We start from the raw sequence: 16,448 nt of genomic DNA on the forward strand, positions 1-16,448 counted from the left end.
GGTATCTCAGATACTGAGGTGCTCAGGGGGTGATCCGGCGTCGTCACCGGACGCGAGCAGCGCCGCCCAGATGTCGGCGCGGGCGTGGAAGGTGCCGAAGTCACGGCCGAGGAGCGCCTCGGCCTGGCTCACCCGGGCGCGCACGGTGTGCCGGTGCACACCGAGCTCGGTGGCCGCTGGACCGAATTGCCCGTTGTGCTCCAGCCAGACCCGGAGCGTGCGGACGAGTTCGGTGCCGTGGACGGCGTCGTGCGCCGTGAGCGGCTGGAGCGTCGCGCGTCCGACCTCCGAGGCATCCGTGCCGGCGAGGAACGCGAGAACGCCCTGTCGGGAGATCACGTCGAATTCGACGATGCCTGGCGCGCCCTCGTGCGAGCGTTCGAGGGCCTGGCGGGCCTGGGCGAGGGCGTGCGGCAGCTCACGGTACCTGGTCCGGTCCGAGAGCCCGAGGTGCAACCCGAAGCCGACGAGCTCATCGAGCAGGGGCCCGGCAGTGGCGTCGACGCACAGGACCACGAGGCCGCCCTGGCGCGCGAAGAACAGGTGTCCAGGGCTCTCCTCCACCCGGAGCTCGAGGAACTCGGTCAGGGCGTCCAGCCGCCCTGGCGCGGGGTCGGTCACGGCGACCCGTACCGGCTCGAACGGGAGCGGCCCCCACATCTCCCCGGAGGTCGCCTGCACGAGGTCGACGTCGCCGCCGAGCAGCGCGTGCAGCAGCCCGGACCTGAGGAGCCCGCGCGCCCGGTCGAGTGCACTGTTCTGCTCGAGCGCGAGCCCCGCGAGCGCGATCACGCTCGTCACGACCTCCTGGCTGGCTTGGTCGAGCTCGCCGGGACCCCCGTGGGCGAGGACGCCGCGCAGCTGGTCGCGTCGACCCAGGGTCTGCAGGGTCAGCGTCTCTCCGCCGGTCGAAACCGACGTGCTGGCCCGCTGCCCGCGTCGGATCAACTGGGCTGCCTCGCGCTGCACCCGGTCGAGAGAGCCGCGTGAAGCGGATGCGCCCGCGAAGGTGTCCCGGGGAAGACCCGGTCGAGGGCGCCGCTCATGTCGAAGAGCGCGACCCAGTGGCCGAGTTGCCGCGACAGCTCGCTGAGGGTAGCGCTGAGGCCGTCCGGGCGGAGCGCCGCGAGCGCGATGGCCCGCTGGGCGCCGAGCGCCCAGGTGCTCCTGGCATAGCGGAGTTCGGCGACGAGGTCGCCGGCGGCCCGGGCGACGGCGATGAACGGCGTCTCGTACGGCACTTCGACGAGGGGGAGTCCGCGGGACTGGCAGGCCGCGACGAGGGCGTCGGGGGTGCCGGAGCGGAGGACTTCCGTGCCGAAGCCGAGGCAGACGATGCCGCGGTCGCGCAGCCGGGTCACGTAGTCGACGTAGAACGCGTCCGTGACAGCCTCCGCGAACTGGCGTCCTGTCGTCAGCAGTACCTGGTGTGCTGACAGGAACGGGGTCGGGTCGGCGAGGTCTGAGCTGTGCACCCATTCGACGGGCTGGTCGAGGGCGTGCGGCGGCAGGCCGGCCTCCGGAGTGAGCAGCCGCAACCGCAGGTCCGGCCGGTCGAGGAGGCGGCGCAGCCCGGGCAGCGGCGGCGGTGCGTTGAGCGGGGGCATGCGCCGAGTGTACATCGTGTCGAAACTTAGCCGGCATTCTGTACATAGCGGCGAGCGCGCTGCCGTCGGCGCTCTGCCTAGCATGGCACCTGACATCGACGCCGCCCGGTCGATGCACCTCGGTTTACGAACTGGAGCAGTCATGACCCTCGTCGCATCCCCGCCCACCACCGTTCCCGTCGGCGGCCCGTCCCTTCCGCAGGAACGTCGCCTCACGACGAGCATCCCCGGACCCCAGTCGCAGGCGCTCCAGGCGCGCAAGACCGCCGCGGTCTCCGCGGGCGTCGGCGTGACCCTGCCCGTCTACATCGTCGCTGCCGGCGGCGGCGTGCTCGTCGACGTTGACGGCAACTCCCTCATCGACCTCGGCAGCGGCATCGCCGTGACCGGCGTCGGCAACAGCGCGCCCCGCGTCGTCGAGGCCGTCGCCGCCCAGCTCGCCCAGTTCACCCACACCTGCTTCACGGTCGCCCCGTACGACTCCTACATTGAGGTCGCCGAGGCGCTCAACCGGGTCACCCCCGGTGACCACGCCAAGCGCACCGCCCTGTTCAACTCCGGCGCCGAGGCTGTCGAGAACGCCGTCAAGATCGCGCGGCACTACACGGGGCGGCAGGCCGTCGTGGCCTTCGATCACGCGTACCACGGCCGCACCACCCTGACCATGAGCCTCACCGCGAAGAACCAGCCGTACAAGAACGGCTTCGGCCCGTTCGCCGCCGAGGTCTATCGGGCGCCGATGTCCTACCCGTTGCGCGACGGCGGTCTCGACGGCGTCGTCGCCGCGAAGCGCGCCATCTCCCAGATCGAGAAGCAGATCGGCGCCGAGAACCTCGCCGCGCTCATCATCGAACCGATCCAGGGCGAGGGCGGCTTCATCGTCCCGGCCGCGGGCTTCCTGCCGACCCTCCTGGCCTGGTGCCGCGCCAACGGGGTCGTCTTCATCGCCGACGAGGTGCAGACCGGCTTCGCCCGCACCGGCGCCATGTTCGCCTGCGACCACGAGGGCATCGTGCCCGACCTGATCGTGATGGCCAAGGGCATCGCCGGCGGCCTCCCGCTCTCCGCGGTCACCGGCCGCGCCGAGATCATGGACGCCCCGCAGGTCGGCGGCATCGGCGGCACCTACGGCGGAAACCCGCTCGCCTGTGCAGCGGCCCTCGCCACCCTCGACACCTACGAGAGCGAGAACCTGGTCGAGCGCGCCCGCGAGATCGGCACGATCCTCACCGGCCGGCTGAACGCCATCCGCGCCTTCGACAAGCGCGTCGGCGACGTCCGCGGCCGTGGTGCCATGATCGCGATCGAGCTCGTCGACTCGGCGACGGGTGAACCGGATGCCGCACTCACCTCCCGCGTCGCGGCCGCCGTCCACGCGCAGGGCGTCATCGTCCTCACCTGCGGAACCTACGGGAACGTGATCCGGTTCCTGCCGCCGCTGAGTATCTCGGACGAGCTCCTCGTCGAGGGCCTCCAGGTCGTCGCACACGCTCTGGCGAACGCATGAGCCTGCTCGAGGCCCGGCCGGCCGTTCGCCAGGTCACGCCCTCGCCACGCCCCTCGTCGACGCCCGGTCGCAGCTCAGCGACGCCGTCGCCCTGCTCGGCTACCCGGAAGGCCTGCACGCGTTGCTCGCGACCCCGCGCCGCGAGCTCACCGTCGCCGTTCCGTTGCGCCGGGACGACGGCAGCACCCGACTGTTCACCGGCTACCGGGTGCAGCACAACTTCTCCCGCGGCCCGGCCAAGGGCGGCCTGCGCTACAGCCCGCACGTGACCCTCGACGAGGTGCGCGCCCTCGCGATGTGGATGACCTGGAAATGCGCCCTGCTCGACGTGCCGTACGGCGGTGCCAAGGGCGGTGTCACGATCGACCCGCGTGAATTCTCGCTCCCGGAGCTCGAGCGCGTGACCCGCAGGTACACGAGCGAGATCCTGCCGATCATCGGCCCGGAGAAGGACATCCCGGCCCCCGACATCGGCACCGACGAGCGCACCATGGCCTGGATGATGGACACCTACTCCGTCAACGTCGGCTACACCGTTCCCGGGATCGTCACGGGCAAGCCGATCAGCCTCGGCGGTTCCCACGGCCGTGCGAGCGCGACCAGCCGCGGCGTGACCCACGTCGCACTTGCCGCCCTCAGGCACAGCGGCATCACGCCGTACGGAGCGACCGCAGCCGTGCAGGGCTTCGGCAAGGTCGGCCACGACGCTGCCGTGTTCCTCGCCGACGCGGGGGTGCGGGTCGTTGCGGTCAGCGACCAGTACGGCGCCGTCTACAACGAGCGGGGCATCGACTTCGCCGGGCTCGACGCGCACGTCGCGGCGACCGGCAGGGTCGTCGGCTTCGGCGGGGCGGACCCGCTCGACGGTGAAGCGCTGCTCGAGCTCGACGTCGACCTGCTGGTCCCGGCCGCGGTCGAGGGCGTCCTGCACGCCGGGAACGCTGCCCGCGTGACGGCACGCGTGATCGTCGAGGGCGCGAACGGCCCGACCTCCCCGGCTGCCGACCGGATCTTCGCTGCGAACGGACAGCTCGTGGTGCCCGACATCCTTGCGAACGCCGGCGGAGTGCTCGTCTCCTACTTCGAGTGGGTGCAGGGCAACCAGGCCTACTGGTGGAACGCCGCAGAGGTCGAACAGAAGCTCGAAGAGCGGATGCTCGCCGCTTGGCAGCAGGTCGTCGAAACCGCCGCCTCCCGGGACCTTTCCCTGCGGGCAGCGGCGACGGTCCTCGCCGTCGAACGCGTCGCCGAGGCCCACCTGCTCCGCGGACTCTACCCCTGACGCCCGTTCGTTTCCCACCGCCTGCCGTACCTGCCCCGTGACCGAAAGAGAACACCCGTGACCAGTCTCAGCACCGAGAACCGCCCCCTGAGCCCCGCCTCCGGCGACACCACCACCATCGGCACCGAGCGGGAGGCCGAACTCCTCAACCGGGTCCCAGACGGTCTCTACATCGACGGCACCTGGCAGCCCGGCACGGGGAGCCGATCATCGTGACGGACCCTGCGACCGGGCGCGAGCTCAAGCGGATCGCCAACGCGGGCGTCGCGGACGGCGGACGCGCCCTCGACGCCGCCGTCGCAGCGGGTCCCGCCTGGGCGGCGACCGCGCCGCGGGTGCGGGCCGAGATCCTGCGTCGTGCGTTCGACCTGCTGCAGGAACGCCGGGAGGACTTCGCCCTGCTGATGACCATCGAAATGGGCAAGCCACTCGCCGAGGCCCGCGCCGAGGTCGGTTATGGCGGGGAATTCCTGCGTTGGTTCAGCGAGGAGGCCGTACGAATCAATGGGCGCTACGGGCCGGCACCCGAGGGTACCGGCCAGATGGTCGTTTCGCAGCGCCCGGTCGGCCCGTGCCTCCTGATCACCCCGTGGAACTTCCCGCTCGCGATGGCGACCCGCAAGATCGCCCCCGCGCTCGCCGCGGGGTGCACAGTCGTGATCAAGCCCGCGGAACTCACGCCGCTCACCACCCTCTTCTTCGCCCAGTTGCTCGAGGACGCGGGCGTTCCCGCCGGCGTCGTCAACGTGATCACGACCTCGGAATCCGCTGAGGTCTCCGCCCCGCTGATCGCAGACCCGCGGCTCCGGAAGCTCAGCTTCACCGGCTCGACCGGTGTCGGCCGGGCGCTCCTCCGCCAGGCCGCGGAGGGCGTGCTGCGCACCTCGATGGAGCTGGGCGGGAATGCGCCGTTCCTCGTCTTCGCCGACGCGGACCTCGACCGGGCCGTCGACGGCGCCATGCTCGCCAAGTTCCGCAACATCGGCCAGGCGTGCACGGCAGCGAACCGGTTCATCGTGCACGCGTCCGTCGCCGAGGATTTCGCTCGCCGCCTCGTCGCCCGCGTCGAAGCCCTCCGGATCGGTCGGGGCACCGAGCCGGACGTGACGATCGGCCCGCTCGTCAACGACGCGGCCGTCGCCAACACCGAGAAGCTCGTGAGCGATGCCCTCGACCGCGGTGCGACCCTCCTCACCGGCGGCTTCCGCCCGGAGGGTCCAGGGTCGTTCTACGCCCCGACCGTGCTGACCGACGTCGCAGCCGACAGCGACCTGCTTCGCCAGGAGATCTTCGGGCCCGTCGTCGGGATCGTGACCTTCACGGAGGAGGACGAGGCGATCCGGCTCGCCAACGACACCGAGTACGGGCTGATCAGCTACGTCTTCACCGAGAACATCGCCCGCGGCCAGCGGATGATCGCCGGGCTCGACACGGGCATGATGGGACTGAACACAGGACTCGTGTCCAACGCAGCCGCCCCCTTCGGAGGCGTCAAGCAATCAGGGCTCGGCCGGGAGGGCGGCCTCGAGGGAATCCACGAGTACCTGTCCCCGAAGTACACCCTGATCCCCGCGTCATGACCGACTTGCACAACTTCCGAATGACCTCGCAGCACCCACGTATGGAGGAGTTTTCATGACAACCAGGATCGACCGTGACATCGTCATCATCGGCGCAGGGGCATCCGGCCTGACCGCAGCAACGTCGCTGCGCCGGGCCGGCCTCACCGTCGCCGTGCTCGAAGCGCGCGACCGGGTCGGCGGTCGGCTGTGGACCGACGACATCGAGGGAGCCACGCTCGAGATCGGCGGCCAGTGGGTGTCACCGGACCAGCACGCGCTCAAGGAGACCCTCGCGGAGCTCGGTCTCGAGACCTACTCCCGGTACCGCGCCGGAGAAAACGTCTACATCAACGACTCCGGGGTACGCACCCGCTTCGAGGGCGAGATCTTCCCGGTCTCCCCGGAGACCCAGGCCGAGATCGTCGCCCTCATCGCAACGCTCGACGAGCTTGTCGCCGAGGTCGACCCCGATCGGCCGTGGGCGCACCCGCGGGCCGTCGAACTCGACCGGATCTCCTTCGCCGGGTGGCTCGCAACCCAGACAGCCGACCAGGAGGCCCGCGACAACGTCGCGATGTTCATCGCCGGCGCCATGCTGACCAAGCCTGCGCACGCCTTCTCCGCCCTGCAGGCCCTGCTGATGGCCGCGAGTGCCGGAAGCTTCAGCAACCTCGTCGACGCCGACTTCATCCTCGACGAGCGCGTCGTCGGCGGCCTCCAGCAGGTCCCGCTGCTGCTCGCGGAGCAGCTCGGCGATGACGTGCACCTCGGGCAGCCGGTGCGCACCCTGCGCTGGAGCGACGAGGGTGTCGTCGCGGTCACCGACGGACTCGAGGTGCACGCCCGCCGGGCGATCCTCGCGCTTCCGCCGACTCTGCTCAGCCGGATCTCCTTCGAACCCGCCCTGCCCCGCCGCCAGCACCAGCTGCACCAGCACCTTTCGATGGGTCTCGTGATCAAGGTTCACGCCGTCTATAAGACCCCGTTCTGGCGCGAGGACGGCCTCTCCGGCACCGCGTTCAGTCCCTACGAGCTCGTGCACGAGGCGTACGACAACACCAATTTCGGAGACGACCGCGGCACCCTCGTCGGCTTCGTGTCCGATGAGGCGGCGGATGCCGTGTTCCGGCTCCCCGCGGAGGAGCGCCGGGCGCGCATCCTGCTTTCGCTCTCGCACTACTTCGGGGACAAGGCTCTGTCGCCGGCGGTCTACTACGAAAGCGACTGGGGCAACGAGGAATGGACCCGGGGTGCATACGCCGCGAGTTTCGACCTCGGCGGCCTCGCCCGCTACGGCGCGGACCTGCGCACCCCCGTCGGGCCGATCCACTTCTCCTGCAGCGACCTGGCCGGCAAGGGCTACCAGCACGTCGACGGGGCGATCCGGATGGGCCGCGACACCGCTGCCGCCATCGCGGCCGTACTCGAGCCGGTACTCGAGCCGGTCGGGGCGCTGACGAGCGTCCTGGACTAGGCGCCGCCGGGCGCGGACTCGCGGCGCCGTTTGCGTCTCGCGGCGATGTATCGGGCGCGCGCCGCGAGACACGGTGCGCGCCCGGAGACGCACCGCGCGCCGCGAGGTGCGGCGCGTGCGGACGCTCCCGTGACAGCCGGGGGTCAGACCGCCGCCGCGGCGGCGCGCCCCGCGGTGCGTCCGGAGAAGAGGCATCCGCCGAGGAAGGTGCCTTCGAGCGCGCGGTAGCCGTGCATCCCGCCGCCGCCGAAGCCGCTCGCCTCGCCGGCGGCGTAGAGGCCCGGCACGGGTGTGCCGTCCGGCCCGAGGGCGCGGGCGGAGAGGTCCGTCTCGATGCCGCCGAGACTCTTCCGGGTCAGGACGTGCAGCTTGACCGCGATCAGCGGGCCCGCGTGCGGGTCGAGCAGCCGGTGCGGGCTCGCGACGCGGATGAGACGGTCACCGCGGTAGTGCCTGGCCTGGCGGATCGCCGTGATCTGGGCATCCTTGGTGAAGGCGTTGTCGAGCTCGCGGTCGCGGGCGCGGATCTCCCGCTCGACCTGGGCGAGGTCCAGGGGAGCATCGGGGGAGAGCCGGCGCATGCCCGCGAGCAGGTCGGGCAGGGTGTCGGCGACGACAAAATCGGCGCCATGCTTCTTGAAGGCCTCGACCGGCCCGGGAGCGCCTTTCGTCACCCGTTTGGCGAGAAGGGCAAGGTTCTTACCGGTGAGGTCGGGGTTCTGTTCGGACCCGGAGAGTGCGAACTCCTTCTCGATGATCTTCTGCGTCAACACGAACCAGCTGTGTTCGTAACCGGTGCGCAGGATGTGCTCGAGCGAGCCGAGCGTGTCGAAGCCGGGGAACAGGGGAGCGGGCAGCCGGGTCCCCGTCGCGTCGAGCCAGAGCGAGGACGGACCGGGCAGGATCCGGATTCCGTGCGCGGGCCAGACCGGGTCCCAGTTCGCGACGCCCTCCGGGTAGTGCCACATCCTGTCTCCGTTGATCAGCCGGGCGCCGGCCCGCTCGCTGATGCCGAGCATCCGCCCGTCGACGTGCGCGGGCACGCCGGACAGCAGTTCCCGGGGCGCGGTGCCGAGCCGGGTCGGCCACTGGGCGCGGACTTGCGCGGGGTTTCCGCCGATGCCGCCGCTTGTCACGACGACGGCGGATGCCCGCAGCTCGAAGTCGCCGACGACCTCGCGTGAGCTGGGCGCGCCGCGCGGGGCGTCGCTCGGGGCGAGGATGCTTCCCCGCACGCCGACGACCGTGCCGTCGTGGGTGAGCAGCTCGTCGACCCTGCGGCGGTGCAGCGCCGTGACGAGGCCGGACCGCACGCCTTCCCGCACGCGCTCGATGAACGGGGCGAGAATCGCCGGACCGGTGCCCCAGACGATGTGGAACCGCGGCACGGAGTTGCCGGGGCCGAGGGCCGTGGTGCCGCCGCGTTCGGCCCAGCCGACGACCGGAAAGAAGCGGATGCCGCGGGAGTGCAGCCAGGCGCGCTTCTCGCCGGCGGCGAAGTCCAGGTAGGCCTCCGCCCAGCGGCTCGGCCAGAGGTCCTCGTCACGGTCGAAACCCGCGGTGCCGAACCAGTCCTGTCTGGCGAGTCCGGCGGAGTCGTGCACCCCGAGCCTGCGCTGCTCCGGCGAGTCGACAAGGAACAAGCCGCCGAACGACCACCAGGCCTGGCCGCCGAGCGAGGCGGGCGGCTCCTGGTCGAGCAGGATGACCCGCTTGCCCGCGGCGACGAGCTCCGCGGTCGCGACGAGTCCGGCGAGGCCGGCCCCGACTACGATGACGTCGGCTTCGCTCGGATCCGTCCGAGGGGATGTCGCTCGGGGGCCGGTCGCGTGCGGGGGAACCGTGCTCATCGTGACTCCAGTGTCAGAAGGGGCAGTGTCAGAAGGGGCAGCGGGAGTCGAATGCGTTTCGGGGCCCGCGGGGCGTCGCTCGGAGCGACGCTGGCTCCATGCTAACTGTGCGGTACCCCGGATTCACTCCACCTGGTGAGCGCGTTTTTGCTGGTGGGGGGATGGGTTTCTGTTCGGGGTCGAGTCCGGGTGGTGGGGTGAGCCAGTACTGGCCGGTGTCGTCGCGGGTGATGCGCCAGTGTTCGTTGTGGAGCCGTAGGTGGTCGGCGCGGCAGAGCAGGATTCCTTGGTCGAGGTTGGTCTGCCCGGTGTCGTCTTTCCAGTGTTGGATGTGGTGGGTTTCGGTCCAGGACGGTGGTCGGTCGCAGCCGGGCCACATGCAGCCGCCGTCGCGGAGGGAGAGGGCCGCGCGTTGGGCGGGGCTGAACGTGCGCTGTTCGCGGCCGAGGTCGACGCCGTGGCCGTGGTCGTCGAAGGTGACGTCGAGGAGTCCGCTGTCGCACCGGTTCCGTTCCAAGGTCTCGGCCGAGACCGTCACCGCAGTCCCCTCGATGACGCCGGGCTGGAGCGCGGGTGACGCGGTTTCGGGGTTCGCCGCAGCGTCGGCTGCGGGTGACGGGGCCTCGGTTGGCACGGCATCGGTGGGTGCGGTGCCGGTGGGGCGGATGGTGACCATGCGGACGGCGGGGCTTCGTCCTCCGGCGATGCGTTTCGGGTCGGCCTTCACGCCGAGTTTCATCAGGGCCAGGAACGCGTCCGCGGTGAGCTGTTCGGTGGTGCGCGGGTCGTCCTGCACCCGCTTCGCCCACGCGACCTGCTCCTTGTCCACGAAGCGCACCCCGCCCCGGCGGGGACTGGTAATGGCGTCGTAGGTACTCATCAGGTACTCGCCGTCTTCCGGGGCGAACAACCCGACCATGCGCACCTGCCCGGTGTGGAGTCGCCAGAACCGTAGGGACCGGTCGTCGTAGACGGCCTTCTCGCGGGCGGCGATGCCGGCCTCATCGAGCACGTCCCGCACCCGCCGGGCGCGCTTGAACAGCTGGTCAGCGTTCACCGTGCGCGCTTCGGTGAGGAGCCGGGCCAGGGCAGTGGCGAGTTTCTCCGCGGTGATCGCCCGGTCCAGATCGCCCAGGCCCTTCCGGAGCGAGTCCGCCTTCTCAACACTGAGCCAGCCCTCGCGAGGGCCCGGCCGATCGGCGCGTGCCACGGCGGAACCGCGGCAGCAGGAACCGGCGGGTCGACTGGCGGCAGGTCTGGAGCGGCCTCGTTGAGGGGCGGAGTCCCGTCGAGTAACTTCTGCGCCTCGGCGGCTTCGCGGGCGGCCTTCTGGGCGGCGTCGGCCTCGGCCAGCAGCCGGCCCACCCCGAGGAGCTTGACAGCATCGCCCTTGCTTGACCCAGACACGCTCTGCAGCAGGTCTTCCGGGGTCCGGAACCCGTGCCGGGCCGCGAGCCCGTTCCCGCCGAGTTCAGCCCGGGAACGGCGGGCGAGGGTCGCCGCCATCCACGCGGCACACGTCTCCAGCGCCCGCCGGGAATCCGCGATCAACGCTTGCCCGGCAAGAACCTGCTCGTCGCTGAGCGCGTCGTAGTCAGCTGATGACCTTCCCAAGGCCGCGACAGCATCCGGCACCAGCACGGTGACGGGCGTACTGGGAGACGCACCGCCATGCGGCCGATCGGGCGAAGCGGGCGACTCCGGGAGGTTGGTCATGCCCTCACGTTACGACCCACCACCGACATTCTCTGAGCATGGCTCAGGTCTGTGGAAATCTACTCTGATCAGGTACGTGTTGAGGCGAATTCACAACGTTCTCGTTCTTTCGAGAGCCTGTTCTCCCCTCCAGGGACGGTTGGAGACGCCCTGAGATCAGTCGTCGAACGTGTTCAACATGGCGTGTGCCGCGCGCTCGAGGTAGTCCCAGAGCACGGTTCGCTGCAGCTCGGGCAGCTCGCAGGAGTCGACCGCGGCACGCATGTGCAGCAGCCAGCGGTCCCTGGCGTCCGGGTTGACCTTGAAGGGCTGGTGCCGCTGGCGCAGCCGCGGGTGTCCGCGCTGTTCGCTGTAGGTGCCCGGGCCGCCCCAGTACTGCTCGAGGAACCCGGTGAGGCGCGCTGCCGCTGGGCCGAGGTCGTCCTCCGGATACATCGGCTTCAGCACGGGGTCGCCGGCGACACCCCGGTAGAACTCGGTGACGAGCCTCTCGAAGAACGGTCGCCCGCCGACCTGCTCGTAGAACGAGGCACCGATCGCGGCACCGTTCTCACCGTTGCGCAGCAGCACCCGGGCAGGCAGTGCGGGGTCGACCGGGGTCGGGGCGGGGGCGGATGCCGGTGGCTGGGCGGGGTCAGTCGTCATGGGATCCCTCGGGGGTGGGTTCGGTTTCGGGAGTCGGCGGGCCCGGGTGGGCGGCGTCCGGCGTCGGAACAGTCGGAGCCTTCGGGGCTGCCTGAGCCTTCGGGGTGGCTGGAGCGGTCGCGGTGGTCGCGGTGGTCGGGGTGGTCGGGGTGGCGGAAGCCTTGGGGGCTCGCGGAGCGCGGGGTGCGGTTGCCCGTGGGGCGGGGGCTTGGGCAGCCTCGCCGGGAGCGTCGTCGACCGGGGCTTCCTTCTTGGGAACGGACTTGGCCTTGCGGGGCCCGCGTGGGGTCCTGGCCTTCTTGAGCGGAACAACCTCGATGTGCGGCAGCGGATCGGGTTCCGCGGCCGCGGCGACGGCGGCGATATCGACGGGGTTCGTCGGCGGTGTGGCATCCGAGCCGTCGTCCGACCCCGTCATCACGACGCTGTTGAGCGGAGTGAGCGAGACCCCGAGGCTGTCGAGCGCGAGCTTCAGGTGCAGGCGCAGGTCGCGGGCGAAGTCCCACTTCGCCGAGACACGCACCTTCACGGCGAGCCGGGTGACAAGGGCCTCGGCGGAAATCGACTCGAGGCCCCAGATCTCCGGCTTCTCGAGGATGATCGACCGCCATTTGCGACTCGAGGCGAGCGCCGTCGCGACCCGCAGCATTTCGGACTGGATGGCTTCGACGTCCGAGCTGTACGGGATGGGCAGGTCGATGATGACGCGGGCCCAGCCCTGCGACATGTTGCCGACCCGGAGGATCTCGCCGTTGCGAACGAACCAGAGCGTGCCGTTCACGTCGCGGATCTGGGTGATGCGGATGCCGACCGTCTCCACGACGCCGGAGGCGAACCCGGTGTCGACGATGTCGCCCACGCCGAGCTGGTCCTCCATGACCATGAACAGGCCGTTCAGGATGTCCTTGACGATGTTCTGGGCACCGAAGCCGAGGCCGGCGCCGATCGCGGCCGTCAGCAGGGCGAACGAGCCCAGGATGCTCGGGGCCATCACCTGCAGGATGAGCAGGCCGGCGATGATCACGACGAGCACATTGACGATGTTGGTCAGGACGGAGCCGAGCGTACGGGTGCGCTGCACGACGCGAACGGCGGCGACCGGGGACACGTTGAGCGCCCGGGTGTCCTCAACCTTCTGGGTGCGCTTGACGCCGGTGACAATCTGGATCACCACGCGGCGGATCACGAACTGCAGGATCCAGTGCACCGCGAACGCGACGATGAGGATTCCGAGCACCTGCAGCAGCTGTAGCCCGAGGGTCGTTGTGAAGTATTTGACGATTTCAGCCCAGATAATGTCCCAATTCATAGCGCTTTCGAGTCTACCGAGAGCCGACCGGGCGAACCCTGAGCGCCCCGCCAACGTGAAAACGGCCCCGCCCCCTGAGAGGCGAGGCCGTTCGGGCCGGCGGATGCCGCGGTGCGGTTACTCGGCGTCGCGTGCCTGGGCGGCGAGGGAACGTTCCACTCCCGCGAGGTTCTCGATCACGAGGCGACGCAGTGCGACGGGCTCGGGGTTGGCGTCGAGCCACGTGCGGGTCGCCTCGACGAGCGCCTGGTTGGCGAGCGGGGACGGGTAGAGGCCGATGATGAGCTTCTCCGCGATCGAGAAGCTGCGGGAGACCCAGATCGGCTGCAGCATCGCGAAGTAGGTGTCGACGAACGGCTCGAGCAGGCTCGTGTCGTTCGCGCGCAGGAACCCGGCCGCGGTGACGCGCACGATCGTATTCGGGGCGGTGTCCGTCTCGATCAGGGAATCCCAGGCGGCCTGCTTGGCCTCCGGGGTCGGAAGAGCGGCGCGAGCCTGCGCGGCCGACTGGGCGCCGGTCGCGGTGTTGTCCGCAGCGTGCGCCGCGTCGATCTCCGCGCCGTCGACCTTGCCGCCGGCGGCAAGGGCGATGAGCAGCTCCCAGGCGAGGTCGGTGTCGATCTCGAGCCCCTCGAGCGGGACCGTTCCGTTCCGGAGGGCCGCGACGCTCGCGAGCTGGCTGTCGGTGGCGGCGACGGAGGCGAAGAACTTCACGAACTGGAACTGCGCGTCGCTGCCGGGCTCGGCGTGCTGGGCGAGGGACCAGAGCGCGTCGCCGACCTCGGTCAGCGTCGAGGCCTGGAACTCGGGAGCCACATAAGAGTTCGCGGCGAGCACGAGCTGGCCGAGCACGGTGCGCAGGGTGGTCGACTCTGTCTCGCTCGCGATGTTGCCGAGCACGAGGCTCACGAAGTCGCGGGCGCCGGTCTCGGCGTCGCGGGTGGCGTCCCAGATCGCACCCCAGACGATGGCGCGGGCGAGCGGGCTCTCGATGGCGGCGAGGTTCTCGAGGGCCACCTCCTGCGAGGCCGGGTCGAGCCGGATCTTCGCATAGGCGAGGTCGTCGTCGTTGAGGAGCACGAGGGCCGGGCGGGCGCGGCCGACGAGCTCGGCAACATCCGTCTTCTCTCCGTCGACGTCGATCTCGACCCGGTGGGTGCGCACGAGCTGCCCGTCGACGAGGTCGTAGAACCCGATCGCGAGGCGGTGCGGGCGGATCGTCGGGTAGTCGGCGGTCGCGCTCTGCAGCACGGAGAAGCCGGTGATGACCCCGGCGGCGTCCACGGCGATCTCGGGGCGGAGGGTGTTGACGCCCGCGGTCTCGAGCCACTTCGCGGCCCAGCCGGAGAGGTCGCGGCCGCTGGATGCCTCGAGCTCGACGAGGAGGTCGTTGAGCTCGGTGTTGCCCCACTGGTGCTTGGCGAAGTAGGAGGCGACGCCGGCGAAGAACTCGTCGCGGCCGACCCAGGCCACGAGCTGCTTGAGGACAGATCCGCCCTTGGCGTAGGTGATGCCGTCGAAGTTGACGAGCACGTCATCGAAGTCGGTGATGGTCGCGACGACGGGGTGGGTCGAGGGCAGCTGGTCCTGCTTGTATGCCCAGCTCTTCTCCATCACGGCGAAGGTGGTCCAGGCCTCTGTCCACTCGGTCGCTTCGGCAGTGGCGATGGTCGAGGCCCACTCAGCGAAGGACTCGTTGAGCCACAGGTCGTTCCACCACTTCATCGTGACGAGGTCGCCGAACCACATGTGCGCGAGTTCGTGCAGCACGGTGACGACGCGGCGTTCCTTGATGGCATCCGTGACCTTGGACCGGAAGACGTAGGTCTCGGTGAAGGTGACCGCTCCGGCGTTCTCCATCGCGCCCGCGTTGAACTCCGGCACGAAGAGCTGGTCGTACTTGTCGAAGGGATACGGGTAGTTGAACTTCTCCTCGAAGTAGGCGAAGCCCTGGCGGGTCTTCTCGAAGAGGTAGTCGGAGTCGAGGAACTGGGACAGGCTCTTGCGGCTGAACAGGCCGAGGGGGATGATCCGGCCGTCGCTCGAGGTGAGCGCGCTGCGGATGACCGCGTACGGTCCGGCGATGAGCGCCGTGATGTAGCTCGAGATCGTGTGGGTGGGCTCGAAGGCCCAGGTCTTCGCACCGTTGCCGGCATTCGTGGGCTCGGGCGTCGCCGAGTTGGAGACGACCTCCCATTCGCCGGGCGCCGTCACGGTGAACTGGAACGCTGCCTTCAGGTCGGGCTGCTCGAAGACGGCGAAGACGCGGCGGGAGTCCGGAACCTCGAACTGGCTGTAGAGGTAGACCTCGTTGTCGACCGGGTCGACGAAACGGTGCAGGCCCTCACCGGTGTTGGTGTACTCGGCGTCGGCGACGACGGTGAGCGTGTTCTCCGCGGCGAGACCATCGAGCTGAATGCGGATGCCGTCGCTCACGCTTGACGGGTCGAGGTCGACTCCATTGAGGGTCACCGCGTGCACCGTGCGCGTGATCGCGTCGATGAACGTCGAGGCACCCGGGGTCGCGGTGAAGGTGACCGTCGTGGTGCTCGCGAAGGTTTCGGGACCCGTCGTGAGGTCAAGGCTGATCGCGTACTTCTGCACAGTGACGAGCGCTGCGCGCTCCTGGGCTTCGATCCGGGTGAGGTTCTCTCCTGGCAACGTTTTCTCCATCTCAGTCTCGACCGGCGCTTCTGGCGCCGGTCGCACGTCTCTTAAGCCTACCGATCCTTGACGGCAAGGTCGGTGCCTGCCGTTAGAGTGGCTGGCGTGAACCGGACCGACCGCCTCTATGCGATCGTGGAGGAACTGCGCGCGGTCGCGCCACGCCCACGCAGTGCGGGATGGCTGGCCGGGCGCTTCGAGATCAGCTCGCGCACGATCGAGCGCGACATCAGTGCACTGCAACAGTCCGGGGTGCCGATCTGGGCCGAGCACGGGCGCACCGGCGGCTATTGTCTGGACCAGCGGCGGACACTTCCACCGGTGAACCTCACCCCGGACGAGGCCGTCGCCCTCTCCGTCGGTCTCCGACTGCTCGAGGAAACGCCGTTCCGGGCCGCCGCACGCTCCGCCCTGCCCAAACTCCTGGCCGCGATGCAGGCTGACGACGCGCGTGCCGCACGGGAGCTGGCCGGGCGCATCCACCTGCTCGGCGACGGGCATCCGCTCCCGGCGGTTCCGCACAGCGTGGCGAGCGCCCTGTCGACCGGCCGGGTGCTGCGCCTCGCCTACCGGGACACGGCAGGCGCCCTGACCCGGCGCGACGTCGAACCGCTCGGCTACGTCGGATCGCCGACGCACTGGTACCTGCTCGGCTGGTGCCGGCTGCGCGACGGCGTGCGCGCCTTCCGCGTCGACCGGATCGTGTCCGTGTCGGTGACGGCAGAGACGCCCGATCCCCGCCCGCTGGCCAGGGACGATCTGGACATCCCGTACGGCGTCGTCACCCGGCTCGACCTGGGGTAGGCGACGGGCACACGGAGGTGGCCGGTGT

The 16,448-nt window shown here is 70.1% G+C and carries 12 protein-coding genes and 1 pseudogene; 5 read left to right on the forward strand and 8 right to left on the reverse strand.

The window, feature by feature from the left end:
* Window positions 1-6: 6 nt before the first annotated feature.
* Window positions 7-969, reverse strand: coding sequence for a helix-turn-helix domain-containing protein (locus RGU41_RS05115; RefSeq protein ID WP_322135719.1), 963 nt, complete (start codon window positions 967-969; stop codon window positions 7-9).
* Window positions 945-1,607, reverse strand: coding sequence for a PucR family transcriptional regulator ligand-binding domain-containing protein (locus tag RGU41_RS05120; protein WP_322135720.1), 663 nt, complete (start codon window positions 1,605-1,607; stop codon window positions 945-947). Before RGU41_RS05120 ends, RGU41_RS05115 begins: the two co-directional genes overlap by 25 nt.
* A gap of 142 nt (window positions 1,608-1,749) precedes the next feature.
* Here RGU41_RS05120 and gabT point away from each other — a divergent pair, with 142 nt between their 5' ends.
* The 4 genes and pseudogenes from gabT to RGU41_RS05140 all read left to right on the forward strand — a co-directional run bounded on the left by gabT (window position 1,750) and on the right by RGU41_RS05140 (window position 7,432).
* On the forward strand, window positions 1,750-3,114 hold the full coding sequence (gene gabT / locus RGU41_RS05125) for a 4-aminobutyrate--2-oxoglutarate transaminase (protein ID WP_174774849.1): 1,365 nt from the start codon (window positions 1,750-1,752) through the stop codon (window positions 3,112-3,114).
* Window positions 3,115-3,235: 121 nt separating this feature from the next.
* A complete protein-coding gene (locus tag RGU41_RS05130) occupies window positions 3,236-4,396 on the forward strand; it encodes a Glu/Leu/Phe/Val family dehydrogenase (RefSeq protein ID WP_416173138.1) in 1,161 nt (386 codons plus the stop codon).
* A 117-nt stretch (window positions 4,397-4,513) separates the two neighbouring features.
* Window positions 4,514-5,976, forward strand: a pseudogene (locus RGU41_RS05135) (NAD-dependent succinate-semialdehyde dehydrogenase).
* A 55-nt stretch (window positions 5,977-6,031) separates the two neighbouring features.
* Window positions 6,032-7,432 (forward strand): NAD(P)/FAD-dependent oxidoreductase, encoded by a 1,401-nt coding sequence (locus RGU41_RS05140; protein ID WP_322135721.1) that lies wholly within the window; start codon window positions 6,032-6,034, stop codon window positions 7,430-7,432.
* A gap of 143 nt (window positions 7,433-7,575) precedes the next feature.
* On the opposite strand, the gene RGU41_RS05145 is transcribed toward RGU41_RS05140, so the two are convergent.
* The 6 genes from RGU41_RS05145 to pepN all read right to left on the reverse strand — a co-directional run bounded on the left by RGU41_RS05145 (window position 7,576) and on the right by pepN (window position 15,613).
* The gene (locus tag RGU41_RS05145) at window positions 7,576-9,282 is read right to left on the reverse strand and encodes an FAD-binding dehydrogenase (RefSeq protein WP_134559329.1); all 1,707 of its coding nucleotides are present in this window, start codon (window positions 9,280-9,282) and stop codon (window positions 7,576-7,578) included.
* A 28-nt stretch (window positions 9,283-9,310) separates the two neighbouring features.
* A complete protein-coding gene (locus RGU41_RS05150) occupies window positions 9,311-10,417 on the reverse strand; it encodes an HNH endonuclease signature motif containing protein (RefSeq protein WP_322137304.1) in 1,107 nt (368 codons plus the stop codon).
* Window positions 10,336-10,998, reverse strand: a complete 663-nt coding sequence (locus RGU41_RS05155) for a hypothetical protein (protein WP_322135722.1) — start codon at window positions 10,996-10,998, stop codon at window positions 10,336-10,338. Before RGU41_RS05155 ends, RGU41_RS05150 begins: the two co-directional genes overlap by 82 nt.
* Before the next feature lie 156 nt (window positions 10,999-11,154).
* Window positions 11,155-11,643: a globin gene (locus RGU41_RS05160; protein WP_134559771.1), complete on the reverse strand. Its 489-nt coding sequence runs from the start codon at window positions 11,641-11,643 to the stop codon at window positions 11,155-11,157.
* On the reverse strand, window positions 11,633-12,952 hold the full coding sequence (locus RGU41_RS05165) for a mechanosensitive ion channel family protein (RefSeq protein WP_322135723.1): 1,320 nt from the start codon (window positions 12,950-12,952) through the stop codon (window positions 11,633-11,635). The genes RGU41_RS05160 and RGU41_RS05165 overlap by 11 nt, the downstream gene beginning before the upstream one ends.
* A gap of 117 nt (window positions 12,953-13,069) precedes the next feature.
* Window positions 13,070-15,613 carry an aminopeptidase N gene (pepN, locus tag RGU41_RS05170; protein ID WP_322135724.1) on the reverse strand — a complete coding sequence of 848 codons (2,544 nt, stop codon included), beginning with the start codon at window positions 15,611-15,613 and terminating at the stop codon, window positions 13,070-13,072.
* A gap of 108 nt (window positions 15,614-15,721) precedes the next feature.
* Here pepN and RGU41_RS05175 point away from each other — a divergent pair, with 108 nt between their 5' ends.
* A complete protein-coding gene (locus RGU41_RS05175; RefSeq protein WP_174774628.1) occupies window positions 15,722-16,420 on the forward strand; it encodes a helix-turn-helix transcriptional regulator in 699 nt (232 codons plus the stop codon).
* The last annotated feature ends 28 nt before the right edge of the window (window positions 16,421-16,448 follow it).

Source organism: Cryobacterium sp. 10C3, from assembly GCF_034314285.1.
GTDB classification, from domain to species: domain Bacteria; phylum Actinomycetota; class Actinomycetes; order Actinomycetales; family Microbacteriaceae; genus Cryobacterium; species Cryobacterium glucosi.